Annotated in this window: 14 protein-coding genes; 5 read left to right on the forward strand and 9 right to left on the reverse strand. The window is 55.9% G+C overall.

Annotated features, from left to right (window positions below):
• The 3 genes from bioD to GOB86_RS00820 are packed head-to-tail and all read right to left on the reverse strand — an operon-like array spanning position 1 to position 3,286.
• Positions 1-1,401: a dethiobiotin synthase gene (bioD, locus tag GOB86_RS00810; protein ID WP_165990502.1), complete on the reverse strand. Its 1,401-nt coding sequence runs from the start codon at positions 1,399-1,401 to the stop codon at positions 1-3.
• Positions 1,398-2,090 carry an alpha/beta fold hydrolase gene (locus GOB86_RS00815; protein WP_165990503.1) on the reverse strand — a complete coding sequence of 231 codons (693 nt, stop codon included), beginning with the start codon at positions 2,088-2,090 and terminating at the stop codon, positions 1,398-1,400. Before GOB86_RS00815 ends, bioD begins: the two co-directional genes overlap by 4 nt.
• The gene (locus tag GOB86_RS00820) at positions 2,087-3,286 is read right to left on the reverse strand and encodes an aminotransferase class I/II-fold pyridoxal phosphate-dependent enzyme (protein WP_165990504.1); all 1,200 of its coding nucleotides are present in this window, start codon (positions 3,284-3,286) and stop codon (positions 2,087-2,089) included. Before GOB86_RS00820 ends, GOB86_RS00815 begins: the two co-directional genes overlap by 4 nt.
• 58 nt (positions 3,287-3,344) lie before the next feature.
• On the opposite strand from GOB86_RS00820, the gene GOB86_RS00825 reads away from it, so the two are divergent.
• Complete coding sequence (locus GOB86_RS00825) at positions 3,345-4,616, forward strand: adenosylmethionine--8-amino-7-oxononanoate transaminase (RefSeq protein ID WP_165990505.1); 1,272 nt, start codon at positions 3,345-3,347, stop codon at positions 4,614-4,616.
• Between the two features lie 39 nt (positions 4,617-4,655).
• On the opposite strand, the gene GOB86_RS00830 is transcribed toward GOB86_RS00825, so the two are convergent.
• The 6 genes from GOB86_RS00830 to GOB86_RS00855 form a co-directional block, all read right to left on the reverse strand.
• The gene (locus tag GOB86_RS00830; protein ID WP_165990506.1) at positions 4,656-5,117 is read right to left on the reverse strand and encodes a molybdenum cofactor biosynthesis protein MoaE; all 462 of its coding nucleotides are present in this window, start codon (positions 5,115-5,117) and stop codon (positions 4,656-4,658) included.
• 7 nt (positions 5,118-5,124) lie between these two features.
• Positions 5,125-5,388 (reverse strand): molybdopterin converting factor subunit 1, encoded by a 264-nt coding sequence (moaD, locus tag GOB86_RS00835; protein ID WP_165990507.1) that lies wholly within the window; start codon positions 5,386-5,388, stop codon positions 5,125-5,127.
• A gap of 83 nt (positions 5,389-5,471) precedes the next feature.
• The gene (locus GOB86_RS00840; protein WP_165990508.1) at positions 5,472-6,005 is read right to left on the reverse strand and encodes a hypothetical protein; all 534 of its coding nucleotides are present in this window, start codon (positions 6,003-6,005) and stop codon (positions 5,472-5,474) included.
• 159 nt (positions 6,006-6,164) lie between these two features.
• Positions 6,165-6,734 (reverse strand): CDP-diacylglycerol--glycerol-3-phosphate 3-phosphatidyltransferase, encoded by a 570-nt coding sequence (pgsA, locus tag GOB86_RS00845; RefSeq protein ID WP_165990509.1) that lies wholly within the window; start codon positions 6,732-6,734, stop codon positions 6,165-6,167.
• Positions 6,735-6,856: 122 nt separating this feature from the next.
• Entirely contained in the window at positions 6,857-8,770 is a 1,914-nt protein-coding gene (gene uvrC, locus GOB86_RS00850) for an excinuclease ABC subunit UvrC (RefSeq protein ID WP_165990510.1), read from the reverse strand.
• A 247-nt stretch (positions 8,771-9,017) separates the two neighbouring features.
• Positions 9,018-10,088 (reverse strand): dipeptidase, encoded by a 1,071-nt coding sequence (locus tag GOB86_RS00855; RefSeq protein ID WP_165990511.1) that lies wholly within the window; start codon positions 10,086-10,088, stop codon positions 9,018-9,020.
• A 126-nt stretch (positions 10,089-10,214) separates the two neighbouring features.
• On the opposite strand from GOB86_RS00855, the gene GOB86_RS00860 reads away from it, so the two are divergent.
• The 4 genes from GOB86_RS00860 (at position 10,215) to GOB86_RS00875 (ending at position 15,306) form a co-directional block, all read left to right on the forward strand.
• The gene (locus tag GOB86_RS00860) at positions 10,215-11,015 is read left to right on the forward strand and encodes an exodeoxyribonuclease III (RefSeq protein WP_165990714.1); all 801 of its coding nucleotides are present in this window, start codon (positions 10,215-10,217) and stop codon (positions 11,013-11,015) included.
• 280 nt (positions 11,016-11,295) lie between these two features.
• Positions 11,296-12,306, forward strand: coding sequence for a lysylphosphatidylglycerol synthase transmembrane domain-containing protein (locus tag GOB86_RS00865; protein ID WP_165990512.1), 1,011 nt, complete (start codon positions 11,296-11,298; stop codon positions 12,304-12,306).
• Between the two features lie 9 nt (positions 12,307-12,315).
• The gene (locus GOB86_RS00870) at positions 12,316-13,626 is read left to right on the forward strand and encodes an NAD(P)/FAD-dependent oxidoreductase (RefSeq protein ID WP_165990513.1); all 1,311 of its coding nucleotides are present in this window, start codon (positions 12,316-12,318) and stop codon (positions 13,624-13,626) included.
• Between the two features lie 9 nt (positions 13,627-13,635).
• Entirely contained in the window at positions 13,636-15,306 is a 1,671-nt protein-coding gene (locus GOB86_RS00875) for a hypothetical protein (RefSeq protein ID WP_165990514.1), read from the forward strand.
• The last annotated feature ends 12 nt before the right edge of the window (positions 15,307-15,318 follow it).

Below are 15,318 nucleotides of genomic sequence, written 5' to 3' on the forward strand. Positions count from 1 at the left end.
TCAGGGACCTGAACATACCTCCTCCCACGCGGGAAAAGCAGCCGCCTGAGCGGTCACAACATCCGGCGTGATCTGGGCCAGATGCCCTACCTCGGCCAGAATACGCACCCTGCCCAACTGCGCAATGGTGCGGCTATTAGCCGGATTGTGCGGCCCATTCAGCACAACACCGGCAACAGCCACACCACGGCTGCGCATGGCCTGCAAACTGAGCAATGTGTGGTTGAGTGTGCCAAGCCCACTACGGGCCACCAGCACCACGGGCAGGCCCCATAAGGCTGCCATATCCAGCATCATCAGGTCATCCGTTGCGGGGACCATCAGACCACCGGCCCCTTCCACCACCAGCACCTTGCCAGACTCCACCGCAGGCAATGCCAGATGTGCAGGGTCAATATGCGCTCCCTCCGCCTCGGCCGCCGCCAGCGGGGAGAGGGATGCCTGAAACGCCCCTGCGGGTGGAAAGCACACAGGCCCGCCCGCCAAAGAAGCCACCGTACTGGTGTCCCCCGCCTCGTCCGCCAGACCACTTTGCAGGGGCTTCCAGTACGCGGCCTGCCACCGTTTGACCAGGCAGGCAGAAACAAGGGTTTTACCCACCCCCGTGTCCGTCCCGGTTACAAAAACACCTGCCACGGGAGGCTTACGAAAACAGCCATAAGCCAGTTCCCACGTAACCGCAGCCCCAGACTGGTCCAGACGATGGGCAACCCGCCGGAGCGCAGCGGCCCCCATTGGCCTGCTCCCCGACTGGGGCACAGAGGCCCCTGTTACCTTGAGGTGCCTGACAAAATCCAGCCCGGAGGCAAAAGCCTGCACGCAGCTTTTGTGCTCCCACAGGCCAGAATACAGCCACGGTGCCCAACTCTGTATGTGCGCATTGTCTGGATAACGGGGGGTGGAGGGCTGCACGCCTTCACGCGTGCAGGCGGTTTTCCACTCCGCAAACGTACCATCCAGCAAGGCTGATACCGCCAGCACACCACCGGGAGCCAAAAGCGCACCAAGGCGTTCCATGACCTGCTCTGGCTGCGCGACCCACTGCATGACCAGATTGCCACAGACCACATCAAACGGCCCGTCAACCGTGGGGTTGGCGGCATCCATCAGTTTGAACACAGTGGAGGGGGAACCGTGGCATCTGGCGCGCTCAAGCATTTGCGGCGCAAAGTCGGTCGCCACAATCTGTGCATCTGGCCAATAATGAACCAACTGTTCGGTCAGCAGGCCAGTGCCGCACCCTATCTCCAAAATCCGCACGGGTTTTCTGCCGTCCAGACATCGGGCAAGCCGGGTGGCAAGTTCTCTGGCGGCAAGCCGCTGCACCGTAGCCGCACTGTCATACCCGGCTGCACGGTCAAAACTGCTACGTATTTGCTCCTTGTGGTGCGGTCCTGTCATTTTGCGTCCTGTTCCATCGCCCTTCGCGCAGCTTGCAGGAACGCCACACAAGCCCGCACATTGGTTTGTGGCAGAAGGTGCCCACCATCCACCCACTGCACGGCGTCCTCCTCCACAAAACTGTCTTCCGTCATGGTCGCAGACACAACCGGGTCCTGCCGTGCGGCCAGAATAGCATATTGCCCTGTTTTAGCAGCCAGTATGGGCCGAACATCGCCGTTTATGAGCAGATCAAGCCCAATGCTCAGATTGGAGGCGTTGGGCGTACCCTGAACAACCTGCGTGCCACAATGGCTGCAAAAATCGGCCAGAACTTCTTCCGGGTTCCCAGACAGTCCTTTGTGCATACGCTGCAAAACCCTGACCGGAACACCAGAGGGAAAACTCCCACAGGCAGCAAAAGCCGCAAAAGCGTTAAGTCCCACAAGCCGGTCCTGCGCAGACAGGGCCATATGCTGCGCCAGCCACAAAAAACCCAAGGAATGCCCAACCCCCAGCACCGCCCTGCCCTGCGCCTGCACGGCCTGCAAACACCGCGCCGCCAGTGCTGGCGATGCCGTAGCTCCCTGCCCCAGAAAACCCAGATCCAGCATGCATGCATCTGTCCAGCCCAACGCGTCCACCAAAGGTGCCCAAAAGCCCGGACCAAACCCCCAACCATGCACAAATACGGGCTGAACCGGCATCATGCTCCCAATGCCCCGCTCCCTTGTGCTGTCGCACTGACAATGGCCTGAGCCAAAGCCTCCATCTGCTCATGCGTGTGGTGTGCATGAAAAACCACCCGCAGGCGGCACCCACCCGGCGGCACGGTTGGCGGGCGAATGGCCACTGCCAGAAAACCAGCGTGTTCCACCGCCTGCGCCAACGCCAGAGCGGTCCGTTCGGCCCCTACGACCACGGGCACAATCTGGGTGGCTGACAACCCCACATCCAGCCCGGCCTGCTCCATCCGTTGCCGGAACCTGCTGGCAAGTTCCGCCACATGCGCGCGCTGCGCCACCATACCGGGCAACAGGTCGAGGGCCGCATCCACCGCGCCCAGCACCATGGCGGAAGGTGCTGTGGAATAAATAAAGCCCGAAGCTGTGTTATCGAGCCACCGGCACACGGCATCGGATGCCGCGACAAAAGCGCCCATCCCCCCCAATGCCTTGCTGAAGGTACCCACAACAAGGTCAGCCTGACCGTGCGCCAACCCCTTGCCCTGCTCGCCCAGAATGCCCGTGGCGTGTGCCTCATCCACACATAAAAAAGCGTTATGGCGTTGGGTTATGGCACGCAGTTGCGCCATGTCCGCCCTATCTCCATCCATGCTGAACACGCTCTCGGTCAGGACGATTTTCAACCCACCACCGCCGTCCTGCGCCAACAGTGCATCCAGATGCGCCATGTCGTTATGTCTGAACCGCCTGGGCCTTACCCCAGCAGCCGCACAGCCATGGTAGAGGCTGGCATGCATGAACCGGTCTGCAACAATAACAGCCGGTGCCCCCATAACCTGCGCGGAAAAACGGGCAAGGGCTGGCACCACAGATGCATTGGCCTGCCAGCCGGACGAAAAAATTCTGGCCGCCTCCATGCCTTTAAGGGCTGCCAGCCGATGCTCCAATGCCACAGTCTGCGGTGGCGTGCCCGTAACAAGGCGCGAGGCACCACTGCCACTCCCTTCAGCCCGCGCCCATATATTGGCACGCTCAAGCAGCAAGGGATGGGTACGCAGCCCCAGATAATCGTTGGACGAAAAGTCCACCAGAACAGCGCCCGTATCTGGTTGGCGCAAAAGTCCGGGACCAGCCGCATGCCATTGTTTGCACGAGCGCATACGCCCCTGCGTTACAAAACCAGCCAGCCCCTGCTGGAAAAGATTGTCAAACCGCGTCATGACATCTGTGGTGCCGGAGCCAGCCCTCCGGGTCAATCATCTACAGGAACACCACCGCATGTCCGCACCAAACCCCATGCCCGACTGGTACCAGCAGGGCCTGCCCCATATCTGGCTCCCTTACAGCCAGATGAAAACCGCCCCAACCCCGCTGGCGCCACGGAGCACACAGGGAAGCCACATTACCCTGACCGATGGACGCGTGCTGGTTGATGGTGTTGCCGCATGGTGGACAGCCTGCCACGGCTACAACCACCCCCATATTCAACAGGCCGTAACCGAGCAGTTGGGCACCATGCCGCATGTTATGTTTGGCGGCATGGTGCATGAACCTGCTCTGCGCCTTGCCAGCAGGCTGTGCGCGCTGCTGCCCGGTGACCTTGAGCGGGTATTTTTTACGGATTCCGGCTCGGTTGCGGTGGAAGTGGCCATGAAAATGGCCATCCAGTACCGGCTGAACAAAGGGGAACGCCAACGCACAAAAATGCTGGCCTTCCGGGGGGGCTACCATGGGGACACACTGGCCACCATGGCCGTGTGTGACCCCGAGGAAGGGATGCACCACCTGTACGGACCAGCTCTGGCGGAACACGTTATTGCTCCCCTGCCCGTGGACGAAACAAGCACACAAACCTTTATGGCACTGCTGGCACGCCATGCGCACGAACTGGCAGGCATTATTATGGAGCCTCTGGTGCAGGGTGCAGGCGGCATGCTCTTCCATACGCCAGAGGTCCTGCGGACTGTCCGCGCGGCGGCTGACCGCTACGATGTGCTGTTGATTCTGGATGAAATTTTTACGGGCTTTGGCCGCACCGGCACCCTGTTTGCCTGTGAGCAGGCAGGCATTACGCCTGACATCATCACCCTGTCCAAGGCACTAACGGGGGGCACCATGGCCCTTGCGGCCACAATTGCGCGGCGGCATGTGTTTGAAGCATTTTTGTCCGACAACCCCGAGCATGCGCTTATGCATGGCCCAACATTCATGGCCAACCCGTTAGCTTGTGCCTGCGCCAATGCGTCGCTCGATCTGTTTGAAACAGAACCCCGGCTGGAACAGGTTGCCACAATCAACGCGATCATGACCGAAGCGCTTGAACCCTGCCGCGCACTCCCCGGTGTGCGCGACGTTCGTACACTCGGGGCTATTGGCGTTGTGGAACTGCACGCCATTGCTAACCCCGATGCACTGCGCCAGCAACTGGTGGCCCATGGCGCGTGGATACGCCCATTCCGCAATATTGTTTACCTGACCCCTGCCTTTACCATAGCGGAACAGGACCTCAGGTTTTTGTGCCACACAATCCATACCGTTCTGGCAGCATAGACCCTGCCAACAAGGCAGGTCGGGGTTGGCATGCGGGTTTTACGGGTTTTTTAGCCCCCATGCGCGGGCGGCATCTTCATCCGTTTCCCGCGCGTCCACCCATTGGGTGCGACCATCCGCATACTCTTCGCGCTTCCAGAACGGAGCGCCAGTTTTAAGCCGATCAATCAGAAAAGAAGTCGCCGTTAGCGCCGCACCACGGTGGGGTGCACTGGCGCCAACAAACACAATACCCGCCCCGACCTCCAACCGCCCTACACGGTGGATAAGAGTGCAGCCCGTTAACGCAAACCGTGCAACAGCTTCATGCGCCAGCATGTTGAGCGAGGCTTCGGTCATGCCCGGATAATGCTCAAGGGTCATGGCTATCAGCCCGTGCCCACCCCGGACCTGCCCCACAAACACCCCAACCCCCCCTGTGTGGGTTGAAAGAGCGCTCAGGCGCGCGGTCTGCGCCCCAGCATCAAACGGCTCGGCCTGTACGCGGACATGAACAGACATACCCTGATCAGCCCCCGGTCATGGGAGGGAAAAAAGCCACTTCATCCCCCGGTTGTACCATTTGCTCGAACGGCACCAGCGTCTGGTTGACGGCCACGCGCAATCTGGGCTGTTCGGCAAAGGCCAGCGCAATGGCAGGGTCTGCCTTTTCAATTTGCTCACGCAGAACCTGCACTGGCACACCACCTGCCGGTATGGTCACGCTCAGGCTCTCCTGACCGATCTGCTCGCGCAGTGCTGCAAAAAACAAGACTGTTACCCGGTCTGCCATAATCCGCCTTACCAACCTTTTACTCTCAACACGCCCAGCATCGTGCGCGCATTATAGAATGCGCCTTCCGGGCCTGTCGCATATTAATGCGCGGGCAACCCCTTGCGGCTGGGCGTGCCAATGGTGCTGATGGACCCATCCGAATTAACAAGGGTTGTTGTACCATCCCCATTGGGAATTTCGATGGGAGCCGCAACAGGCTTCACGCCACCTGGAGCGGGAGTCCCTGTGTGCCCGACCGCGGGTGCGCCATACAGACCGCTGGCCACAACACCCTTGTGGATACTCTCCTGCTCCCCAATGCTGATTTCCTGCCCATCGGGCAATTGCGGACCAGTGGCGGACAACTCGGCACCAGCAGGCCGACCAGCGCGCCCTCTGGCCACATCTTCCAGCGTTGGTAGCGGATCGGGGGGGCCGGGCCATACATTGCCGCCTTGGGGCAGAATAGGCACTTCCTTAGTAGCCTGCCCCTGCACGCGCCGCATATTCAGGTCCGAACCTGAGGGAGCATTAGGGTTTTCGCCGGGTAGAGAGATTGTGTCAGACATGACTTTTTCAAAGCCCGCACATCCGCTCATCATGACGCACACTCCAAGAAGAGCGGCTTTTCGCATACCCAGACTCCGCATTACGCCAGTATTTTCAGCCGTGGGGCCAATGCTGTCCGCCACATGGGCGCAACAGCCCGGCCCCTGTACCAGATCGGGCAGCCCCTATAACACAGAGCGGCGGGCCAGTCGCGCAGGCGAAGCCCTAGCAAGGGAACTGAGCAACTAAAGGTCGACGTGTTGCAGACCCTTGGTCAGGTAGTCCCACCCGGTAATAATTGTCAGCACCCCGGCAATCCAGAGCAGTATGGCCCCGATCAGGGCAACTGGCAGCCAGGGCATACCCAGCAGCGCGCCGGTTCCATCCCCCGCCAGCAAAAAACCTATGGCGGTCATCTGAAAACCGGTTTTCCATTTTGCCAGCCGGGTCGCGGGCAGACTTGCGCGACGCTCGGCCAGATATTCGCGCATACCAGATACCAGAATTTCGCGGCACAAAATGACGATGGCAGGCCACAGGCTAAGGTACGGCAGGCGCAAAAAGCCCGCCAGCACCATAAGGCAGGCCCCGACCAGCAGTTTGTCGGCAATGGAGTCAAACATACGCCCGAAGTCGGATAACTGATGACGCGAGCGTGCGAGTTTACCATCAAAATAATCGGTAATACCTGCCAGTATGAACAGCAGACACGCGAGCGCGTCCGTTTGCGGCGTTCCCCATGCGGCAAATCCAATCACAATTGGAATAGCCACAATGCGCGAAAGGGTCAGGACGTTGGGCAGGTCTGTCAACATTGCGACGTATGCTAGCGCATTTCCCGCCGGACTGGAATGGTTTGACCTATCGCAAAGTCGTCACTCATGCACAATTTGACCGCAGGGCTGCCATCCGCGTGCAAAAAATCGGAGCGTTGGCCCTAATCCGGTGACCAGCCGGGATGAAAATGCCCATAGACCGCCCGCGCCAGTTCGCGGCTAACGCCCTGTGCCGCCTCCAGCGCCTCCAACCCGGCCTGCTTGACTGCACGGGCCGAGCCAAAGGTGTTGAGCAGCATTTTTTTGCGCGCGGGCCCAATACCGGGAATATCATCCAGTTCGGACGTGACCAGCGCCTTGGAACGGCCGGAACGGTGGGTGGTTATGGCAAAACGGTGCGCCTCGTCACGCAGCCTTTGCAGGTAATACAGAACCGGGTCGCGCAGAGCGAGCTGAAACGGCTCCTTGTGGTCCGTATAAAACCACTCACGCCCTGCATCTCGGTCCGGCCCCTTGGCAATACCGACCAGTTTGACACCACTCACCCCCAGCTCATCCAGCACGGCCCGCACGGCGGAATACTGGCCCGCCCCGCCATCGATGAGCAGCACATCGGGCCAGTTGGAGGTATCTCCCTCATCCGCCTCACGCAATGCGCGACCAAAGCGGCGTTCCAGCACCTCACGCATCATGGCAAAATCATCCCCCGGTGTAATGGGGCCTTTGATGCGGAACTTGCGATACGCTTTTCGGTTAAAGCCCTCCGGACCGCCCACAATCATCACGCCATAAGCGTGTGCGCCCTGAATGTGGCTGTTATCATACACTTCTATACGCTCAGGCGGGGCATCCAGCCCAAACACCTCGGCCACACCTTTGAGCAGTTTGGCCTGCCCTGCCGTTTCGGCCAGCCTGCGGTTGAGTGCGTCACGCGCATTGGTTACGGCGTGATCAACCACCTGCTTTTTCTCGCCCCGCTGCGGGTTGAGAATTTCCACCTTCTTACCCCGCCGTAGCGTGAATGCCTCGATCATGAGCGGGCTTTCGGCCAGTGTATGGTTGACCAGAATTTGTGCCGGGCATGGTTTGTCATCATAAAACTGGGTGATGAAGGCGGATAGAATATCTGCCGCGGCCTCGTCCTGCGCATGGGCGGGGAAAAACGAGCGACTGCCATTATTGCGCCCACCACGGACAAAAAAGACCTGAATACAGGTCTGCCCGGCCTCCTGCCACAGACCAAACACGTCCGCATCCTGCAAGGAGGCCGGGTTGATCACGTTGGAGTCCTGCATTTGCGCCAGTGCGCGAATACGGTCGCGCAGCACGGCAGCGCGCTCAAAATCCATTTCCTCGGCAGCCCTGTTCATGTCTGCCCCCAGCGTGTCCCGCAGAGCCGAATCCTTACCGGACAAAAAATCCCGCGCCTGTTCAACCAGTTGCCCGTAGGCCTGCTGGTCTATGCGCTCCACGCACGGGGCGGAACAGCGCTTGATCTGGAAGAGAAGGCACGGGCGGCTACGACTGTTAAAAACTGAATCCGCACAAGAACGGAGCAAAAATACCCGCTGGATCAGGTTGAGTGTCTGGTTGACCGCCCATGCGGAGGCAAACGGCCCCCACAGGCTGGCCCCCTTGACCGCCTTGCCACGGTGCTTGGCAATCTGGGGGAATGCCTGTCCGTCGGTCAGCATCAGCCACGGGTAGCTTTTGTCATCACGCAGCAGAATGTTGAAGCGGGGCTTCATCCGCTTGATGTAATTGGCCTCCAGCAGCAAAGCTTCGGCCTCGGTATGGGTTGTCACAATTTCCATGGTGGCCGTTTCCGACACCATGCGCCGCAGGCGTTCGGGCAGGCGGGCCACCTGCGTGTAAGACGTGACGCGCTTTTTGAGCGAGAGCGCCTTGCCCACATACAGCACCTCCCCCTTGCTCCCGAGCATACGGTACACACCGGGCGAAAACGGCATGGTGCGCAGGGCAAGACGAATGACCTCCACCCCTTTGGCCGGGGGCTGCGGCAGGGGGGTAGCCTGTGCCGCTGTGTTATCCTGTGACGAATTTTGTGCAGTCATCTGGCGCTCTTTGACGGGCAATCAATTTCATCCACCGTTTTTGTGGATAAGTCTGTGGACGATGTGGGGCTGAAAGGGTGCAAACCGCAGATTTTCAGCCCTTCCAACGGATTGCATATTTTTTAATCAAACAACCCATACCCTTGATTTAAAAGGGTTTTACTCTTTAGCACTCTTGAGCCATCTTTGCTTTTTTGAACTCTTTGTTGAAAATAGGGCATGTCAAGAGGAATAGTGGACAAAATTTTCAGTCCACTCCATGGGCCGCAATCTCGCTTTGTTCTGCGACCTGTTCTGCCTTTTGCAGGAGCCGCAAAAAGTTTTCGCCCCAGAAGGCGGCAATCTCGCTTCTATCATACCCCCGGCGCATTAACTCGGCGGTAATGTTCGCGCCCTGCGTTGCGTCCTGCCAGTCGGCCAGCGCGCCTCCACCATCAAAATCGGAGGAAATACCCACATAAGCAGGTCCAAGCCTGCGCACCACGTAATCAATATGGTCCACAAGGTCCGCAACCCCCGCCGAGCGCCTGCCCTCCTCCGGTTTGGGCTTGAGGAAGGCGGGCATGGCGGTTATCTGGATCAGCCCACCGCTGGCGCCAAGTGCGTCAAGCTGCTCATCATCCAGATTGCGGGGGTGGTCACACAATGTACGCACGCAGGAATGGCTGGCAACAACTGGCGTGGCGGACGCCTCCACCGCCTGCAACATGGTCTGTTTGGATGAGTGCGAGACATCCACCAGCAGGCCAAGCCTGTTCATCTCCCGCACGGCCTCGCGCCCAAGGGAGGACAGGCCACCATGTTTTTGCGGTGTATCACCCAGACTTGGCCGGTGGATGGCCGCATCCGCCAAGGCGTTATGGCCATTATGGGTCAGGGTTACATACCGTGCCCCACGCTGCGCAAACGCACCCAGCAGGGCCGGATCATCCCCCATACCGTAGCCGTTCTCCACTGCGGGAATAACCGCGATCTCACCTTTGGCGTGGGTGGCCCGAATATCGGCAACACGGGAGCAGACGCGCGCTGTGACCCCATTCTGCGTGCCCTGCATGGTATTAATGGCATCCAGCATGGCAAGGCATTCGCGCTGGACCTGCGCATGCGCCTCCGCCGTAACCGGCCCCTGCGCGGTATAGGCCACAAAACAGCCAGCCGACATGCCGCCACGGTGCATTTTGGGCAAGTCCACCTTGCGGGTGGCGGTATCGACAAACGCATCGCCCCTGTCAGGCCACGGGATGTCTATGTGGCTGTCCAGTGTCAGGAGGGCACGGTGCAGGGCTATGGCGTCCTGCGGAGGGGCGGGCGGGGTCATGACTGTATCCATCTTCTGATATCATGGGGTTGCTACCAAAAATTGCAAGAGACATCCCCCGCACAGCCCCTTAGCGCACTGTTCTTTTTACTTGCTCTGCGGCATGCAATACGCCATGCCCTGCCCATGCGACTTGTGACATGGAACATCAATTCCCTCCGCCTGCGTATGCCGCTGCTGGAAAAGCTGACCACCTCCTTGCTGCCAGATGTTGTCTGCTTGCAAGAAACCAAGGTGACAGACGAACTTTTCCCGCTTGATGCGGTGCGCGCCCTTGGTTTTGAACACCTGCATTACAAGGGGATGAAGAGCTACAACGGCGTAGCCATTCTCTCCCGCCTGCCACTAAGCCCAGCAACGAACACCCCGACCTGGTACGGCAAGGAGGACTGCCGCCATGTTGCGGCCACCGTCCACGCCCCCGAAGGCGACGTAACCCTGCATGATTTTTACGTCCCAGCGGGTGGGGATGAGCCAGACCCCGATACCAACCCCAAATTTGCCCACAAGCTTGCCTTTGTGGAGGAAGTGACCCAGTGGTTTACCCACAACAAGCCCACCCGAACGGTGCTAGTCGGGGACCTTAACATCGCGCCTTTGGAACATGATGTCTGGAGCCACAAGCAACTGCTCAAGATTGTCAGCCATACTCCGCCAGAAACGGAACGCCTGACCCATTGGCAGCAGACCGGCTTTGTGGACGCCATGCGCCATTTTGTGCCCCCCACGGACAAGCTTTACACATGGTGGTCCTACCGTAACAAGGACTGGCGTAAGTCCAACCGGGGGCGCAGGCTGGACCATGTATGGGTCACTCCCGACCTTGTACCCCAACTTGCCAGTATGAGCGTACTGGAAGATGCCAGAGACTGGCCCTCCCCCTCCGACCATGTGCCCGTGGTCATGGACATCCACCCATCCCCCTGAGCGCCCTGCTCCCTACGGTCCACCAGCGGCTTTGCCCACGGACCAATTTTCATGCATGGCAAGGCTGGTTGAGCGACTACCAAAAGGCGGTTATTTTTTACCGCCTTATCGTAGCAAAAAGACCTAATTCCCGGCAGATTGCCGGCATGCCACACCACGATTGCGGTGGATTTGAAGCATTTACACAAGCCCCATTAAAGAGCATACGGTCTTTGCTTATAGAGGAAAACAGAAGCGTTGGTGATTGCTACATGCATATCATACTCTCGGATTTAAGATCATGCTTTACAAAAAGTGCATAAAGTTCAGCATAGGATTAATAGCATCCGTCTTTTTTGTTTATCTGGTTCTGCGTTCTGTCTCCATTCAGAGCCTTTTTACTGCGCTCGATCATATTAATCTGTCATGGTTCCTCTGGTCTCCTCTCTGCCTTCTGGGGGCGTATGTATTCCGCATAAAGCGGTCTCAGATCATGCTAGCATCACTCAACCCGGACCTGTCTTTTGGCCGCAGCGCCGTGCCTTATATGGTTTCCGTCGCGGCCAATAATGTTTTGCCACTCCGTGCCGGAGATGCCTTACGCGCGGTCAACTTTTCCTCATGGCTCAATATCCCCACTGTCAGTATTCTGGCGGTCATGATGGTTGAGCGTCTGATGGACCTGCTGGTCATTATTGCAGCACTGGGACTGGCGCTTTTCCTCTTTCACCCCCGCAGTGATAGCGGAGATATTCTACTGCACGGCAGTTCCACCTTTCTTATGCTGCTGGCGATCGCAATTATTGTGCTGCTGCTGTTCCCGGCGGTCATGCGCATTCCAACTGAATGGTGTCTGAAGGAACTTGCCCGCATAGTTCCCACACTTGTGGGCAAACTACGGCCGCACACAGACAAACTGTTCGGCACCCTAGTGCTCATGGCGCATCGGCCACGCATGACGTTGCTTTTCGGCTATACCGGCATTTCGTGGTTTTTGGAGGCCTGTACGTTTTTTGTCGTCGCGCATTCCATTCCAGAAATCGCAAACCCGGCCGCAGGGTGGCTTGCCATGCCCGTGGGCACGTTATCGACTGTATTGCCCTCCAGCCCCGGCTATGTTGGCACGTTTCATTATTTTGTCACGATCGCCGCCAAATCGCTTGGCAACACAACCGACGCATCCACGGCATTTGCCATTCTTATCCATCTTGTTTTGTGGCTGCCCGTAACCCTTTGCGGTGCTCTGTGTTTTGTTTACTGGATTATTAAACGTAACACCGTGCCTGCTGCTTCTTCCTCCTCTGCCAGATAGAAAATTTATATGTCCCAGCATCTTCCTTCCTTTACGATCATTGGTGGTGGATTTTCCGGATTAAGCGCAGCATATGACCTTGCTCGCGCCGGGCATCAGGTCACTGTGCTTGAGGCGGACCGCTACGTGGGCGGGCTTGCCGGAGCGTTTGACACGGCGGGGGAAAGGCTGGACCGCTTTTACCATCACTGGTTTACAAACGATCAGGAAGTTATGGGCCTGATCAAAGATACCGGACTGGCTGATGATGTGGTTGTGCAGCCGACAAATACCGGACTGTATTACGCAGGGCATTTTTTTAAATTATCAACCCCGCTTGATCTTCTCAAATTCACGGCCCTCCCCTTTATCGACCGTATCCGCCTTGGGTTACTCACCCTGCGTGCCCGGCACGTAAAGGACTGGAAGGAACTCGAAAACCAGACCGCAGCCGAATGGCTGCGTAAGCTGGGAGGAGAAAACGTTTTTCGCGTTGTGTGGGAGCCACTTCTGGCCGGCAAGTTCGGGCCTTATGCAGATAAAGTCTCGGCAGTATGGTTCTGGAACAAGCTCAAACTCCGTGGCGGCAGCCGTGGCAAGGGTGGTGAAGAGCGACTTGTTTACATGAAAGGGAGCTTTGCCCGTCTTGCGGAAGCAACCGCCACAGGGATTGAAAAAGCAGGCGGCAAGGTTATCTGCGAAGCACCGGTTACGCAGGTCACACCTCTGGATAACGGGCGATGGCAGGTTTCCGGCCCGTGGGGCAGCGTGGAAAGTGACAAGGTCATTGCCACCACAGCTTTGCCCCTTGTTGCCGACATGGTGGAAAACTGGGCAACCCCCGAATACCTCGCCAGCCTGCGGCGGATTGATTACCTTGCCAATGTCTGCCTTGTGCTGCAGTTGGACCGTTCCCTCTCTTCAACATACTGGTTGAATGTGAACGACCCCAGCTTTCCATTCGTTGGTATTATTGAACATACAAATTTTGAAAATGCATCCAGTTACGCGGGTAACCATATTGTCTACCTGTCCAAATACTTACCGCATACAGATGCACTTTATACCATGAGCCCCCAGGAGGTTCTGGACTTCTCGCTCCCCTATATCCAGAAGATGTTCCCCAAATTTGACAGATCATGGATCCAAAAGTTCGATGTCTGGAAAGCACGCTGGTCGCAACCGGTTGTGGAAAAACATTACTCCAGCCTGATCCCCAGTCAGGACGGCCCGCGCGAAGGCTTTCACCTTTGTTCCATGGCTCAGATTTACCCTGAAGACAGAGGAACGAACTATGCCATCCGTGAAGGTCGTAAAATTGCGGCGAAATTTATAGCGTAGGTAAACCTAATGTTTGCTGTTACGAAGATTCAGAATTTTTTCCGTGGAGAATGGAAATATATTCATATTATCTACGCTTTTATTTTCCTTCTGCTTGTTGCAAACATATTTTTAAATCCGTATCACGACTGGGATCTTGACCACGAAATCTATTTTGGAGATCGCCTGATTTCTGGAGAGCTTATCTGGACCAAAGAGTTCCATGATAAGTTCCCCATTGTTCCGTTCTTCCTTGCAATTCCCGCATACTTTAAGAGCGTCAAGTTGTTCAGCTTGATCTCTTTATTATTTATATGCCTTTCGTGCGTAGTCGCCTGCTCCATAATCCCAAAAATATTGAACATGAAGGGAAATGAGCGGGAAATTGTGTATTTTTACTCAGTTTTATATCTGGGATTGATCTATTTTACCTATGGATCGACCGAAACCATCAATGCCATTTCCGTCAGCTTATATGTTATTTCTTTCCTATTTATTTTCCAATCCAATACAAATGCACCTGATTCAAAATATTACCCAAGATTATCCTCCCTTATGTGGGGGGGAAGTTCGGGGGCATTGGCTATATCCATACGCCCCTATTATTTTGTCGCTTTAGCCGGTGTAATTCTTTCTTCTATTGTTCTTGGCCGGATACTTGGTCAGACCAGAAATAAATCCTTATATATTCAGTGTATAAAAATATTAGGCCTCTGGGTTCTCGCCATTGGTCTGTGGGGATTTATATTTAATGCCCTACCCTATATTTTAACGGGTCAGTTTTCTGCTTTTTGCGATGGTTTGCTGATGTTTCGGCAACATATAAATCCATTATCTGGCAAGCATGATTTTTTTGTACTTGCAAAACGAGTGCCCAGTATTTTTTTCTGGATAACATGGATTTTCATGTCCATATGCGTTCTTATTTGCGTATTCAGGAACGTTACAATTCTAAAGCGGAATGAAGTAAAGCTTTTTATTGCATCCTTTATCTCTCTGCTCTTGATCATTATCCATATGTGCCTTGAGCATTATTGGGCACATTATATGCAGTTGTTTATAGGCAATTTCTGCCTCTGCGTTGTTTCATTTATTATGGTTGAAAAAAATATCATCCAATCTCAGAACTATACACCACTCATAAAATTTCGTTATTACAAAAACATATTGTACATTTTACAGGCTTCTTTTGTATTCTTCCTGTTTGTTAACACAGCCAAAACCCTGCACAATCTGCCAGCAGCTCAAAAAAACAATGTTGCCGCCCTGAACACGCCAGATAAAAGCTGGGAAGTCATCTCGTTTAACGCCTATCTAAACGAAAATTATACAACAACTCGCCCGAGTTTTTTATTCCCCGACAGCATGAAAGCTCATTGGTTCTTTAGTGAACCACGCCACGGTTTTCCCCATTCAGCCAACACGAACCATGTTTTTTTGGGCTGGTGGAAACATATCTCTTTTGAGAGCAAGAACTTCCTTAACCCGGTGGACGACAAGCACTATTGTACGCTCATAAATGCCTCAGAAATCGAACTTGTTATTCTCAAGCCTGACTCTTTGGTATTACCCTGCTTTAGTAGCGGAAAAACACAATACAAATTAAATACTGTTCTGGAGAATGGTGGGGAGAAATTGCTTATCTACAAACGCCTCCCTCCCCCAGAAAACAGTCCACTTGTAAACGCACATCCACAATAATCCGCGTACCTG

This window comes from Acetobacter lambici (assembly GCF_011516885.1).
In the GTDB taxonomy this organism is placed as follows: domain Bacteria; phylum Pseudomonadota; class Alphaproteobacteria; order Acetobacterales; family Acetobacteraceae; genus Acetobacter; species Acetobacter lambici.

What these genes read in the sequence shown, in the direction of transcription:
- bioD (WP_165990502.1), bottom strand. Translation starts at nt 1,401, where the DNA reads ATGACAGGACCGCACCACAAGGAGCAAATACGTAGCAGTTTTGACCGT.
- GOB86_RS00815 (WP_165990503.1), bottom strand. Translation starts at nt 2,090, where the DNA reads ATGATGCCGGTTCAGCCCGTATTTGTGCATGGTTGGGGGTTTGGTCCG.
- GOB86_RS00820 (WP_165990504.1), bottom strand. Translation starts at nt 3,286, where the DNA reads ATGACGCGGTTTGACAATCTTTTCCAGCAGGGGCTGGCTGGTTTTGTA.
- GOB86_RS00825 (WP_165990505.1), top strand. Translation starts at nt 3,345, where the DNA reads ATGTCCGCACCAAACCCCATGCCCGACTGGTACCAGCAGGGCCTGCCC.
- GOB86_RS00830 (WP_165990506.1), bottom strand. Translation starts at nt 5,117, where the DNA reads ATGTCTGTTCATGTCCGCGTACAGGCCGAGCCGTTTGATGCTGGGGCG.
- moaD (WP_165990507.1), bottom strand. Translation starts at nt 5,388, where the DNA reads ATGGCAGACCGGGTAACAGTCTTGTTTTTTGCAGCACTGCGCGAGCAG.
- GOB86_RS00840 (WP_165990508.1), bottom strand. Translation starts at nt 6,005, where the DNA reads ATGCGAAAAGCCGCTCTTCTTGGAGTGTGCGTCATGATGAGCGGATGT.
- pgsA (WP_165990509.1), bottom strand. Translation starts at nt 6,734, where the DNA reads ATGTTGACAGACCTGCCCAACGTCCTGACCCTTTCGCGCATTGTGGCT.
- uvrC (WP_165990510.1), bottom strand. Translation starts at nt 8,770, where the DNA reads ATGACTGCACAAAATTCGTCACAGGATAACACAGCGGCACAGGCTACC.
- GOB86_RS00855 (WP_165990511.1), bottom strand. Translation starts at nt 10,088, where the DNA reads ATGACCCCGCCCGCCCCTCCGCAGGACGCCATAGCCCTGCACCGTGCC.
- GOB86_RS00860 (WP_165990714.1), top strand. Translation starts at nt 10,215, where the DNA reads ATGCGACTTGTGACATGGAACATCAATTCCCTCCGCCTGCGTATGCCG.
- GOB86_RS00865 (WP_165990512.1), top strand. Translation starts at nt 11,296, where the DNA reads ATGCTTTACAAAAAGTGCATAAAGTTCAGCATAGGATTAATAGCATCC.
- GOB86_RS00870 (WP_165990513.1), top strand. Translation starts at nt 12,316, where the DNA reads ATGTCCCAGCATCTTCCTTCCTTTACGATCATTGGTGGTGGATTTTCC.
- GOB86_RS00875 (WP_165990514.1), top strand. Translation starts at nt 13,636, where the DNA reads ATGTTTGCTGTTACGAAGATTCAGAATTTTTTCCGTGGAGAATGGAAA.